Annotated in this window: 2 protein-coding genes and 1 pseudogene (1 of these 3 only partly in view); 2 read left to right on the plus strand and 1 reads right to left on the minus strand. The window is 51.6% G+C overall.

The features are described from left to right. A partial coding sequence (locus J4G02_21875; GenBank protein ID MCE2397164.1) for a hypothetical protein occupies positions 1–196 on the minus strand: 196 nt, incomplete at its 3' end. A 185-nt stretch (positions 197–381) separates the two neighbouring features. Here J4G02_21875 and J4G02_21880 point away from each other — a divergent pair. Then, complete coding sequence (locus J4G02_21880) at positions 382–1,584, plus strand: starvation-sensing protein RspA (protein ID MCE2397165.1); 1,203 nt, start codon at positions 382–384, stop codon at positions 1,582–1,584. Positions 1,585–1,639: 55 nt separating this feature from the next. Next, positions 1,640–1,827, plus strand: a pseudogene (locus J4G02_21885) (mannonate dehydratase); it runs 771 nt beyond the window's last position.

The following is a 1,827-nucleotide window of genomic DNA, read 5'->3' on the forward strand; positions in this document are numbered from 1 at the left end:
CCACAGCTGCTCCCTCTGTGAAGAACGCGTCGCTGAACAGTAGCTCTAGCTTGGCATCGGGGGAGACAATGCTCGCATCCCCGCTCGGCATTGACGCGTGTTTGTCAGCTGTCCCTACTACAGCGACAGCAAAACTAGCGATCAGAACAAAGGCAAGACAGAAACGTTTGAGTTGAAACAATTGGGTGCTCAACATATCTCATTCCTTTCTTTAAGGTGTAGTGTTTACGCAGTTGCGGGGCAAGATGCCCCGCCTACAACCGGTTTGATGTTATTGTTCGGGGTTGAGAGGATTTTAGCAAATCTGTCTAACTAGAGCAACAGAAAAAAGATTATATCCTCGCGAGAGGGGTTCACCTCAAATGAGGAGAAGGGATTTATATGGCTAAAGTAACGATTAAAGATGTTCAGACAATCATAACGCAACCGGCAGGTTCACGGTTGGTCATTGTCAAAATTATCACCTCGGAGCCAGGTTTGTACGGTTTGGGATGTGCGACCTTTACGCAGCGGTTCCACGCCGTTGTCACCGCAATGGAAAAACACCTGAAACCCTTCCTAATCGGACGCGATGTCTCTCGCATCGAAGAGATCTGGCAGATGGGGATGGTGCATAGCTATTGGCGTAATGGACCCGTTTTAAGCAACGCGATTTCTGGTGCGGATCAAGCATTATGGGACATCAAAGGGAAACAGGCAGGGATGCCGGTTTATGAACTTCTGGGCGGAAAATGTCGTGAGGCGGCTGCGGTCTATGGACATGCGGGCGGCAATTCACCCGAAGCTGTCGCTGACAGTGTCCGGCAATTCATGGAAAACGGCTACCGCTACATTCGGATTCAGATGGGTGGTTACGGTGGGGAGGCGAGTCGAATCGTTAAGCCGGAAGGCGCGCCTGACGGGGCATACTTCGATCCACGGGAGTACACCCTAAATATATTGCGGATGATTGAGCATGTCCGAGCTGAAGTGGGGGATGAGGCTGAACTGTTGCACGATATTCATGAGCGGTTGCACCCCATCGACGCAGTCAAATTTGCTAAAGATGTCGAGCCGTTCAACCTCTTCTTTCTCGAAGACCCACTTGCCCCAGAAGATCTGGAATGGTTCGCCAACATGCGCCAACAATGCTGTACCCCGATTGCGATGGGTGAACTGTTCAACAATCCCCGCGAGTGGCAACCGTTAATTGCCGGTCGCCTGATCGACTTTATCCGGATGCATGTCAGCCAAATGGGTGGACTGACACCTGCACGTCATGTCGCGGCATTTGCCAACATGTACGGTGTCCGCACCGCGTGGCACGGACCCGGCGACACATCGCCGGTGGGGCATGCCGCGAACCTGCACCTCGACTTATGGGCGCCCAACTTCGGGATTCAGGAATGGTGTAACTTCCCTGAACACATGTATGAGATTTTCCCCGGTCTGCCAGAAGTTCGGAATGGATACATGTATCCCAGCGACAAACCGGGACTGGGAATCGACATCGACGAAGATCTGGCAGCGAAATATCCATGTCAGGACGAGGTTGAATGGTGGACGCAGACCCGCCTACCAGATGGCAGCCCGACACGTCCCTAAAATAGTTTTCACGTTTCACGCATCACGTTTCACGCACTAATCAAAGGAGTTCAAAATGCACGTTGGCACACAAAATCTTTCAGGAGATAACTGGGACGCCTACAAAGTGCTTCCCCAGTTGGGTGTTAATCATGTTTCAGCCAATCCACCCGGCAACTGGCTGGATTGGGATGTAGACTCTCTATCACAGTTTAAGGAGAAATTAGCCTCCCTAGACATTTCGCTCGATATGATGATCCTGCC

The organism is Candidatus Poribacteria bacterium (assembly GCA_021295755.1).
GTDB lineage: Bacteria > Poribacteria > WGA-4E > WGA-4E > PCPOR2b > PCPOR2b.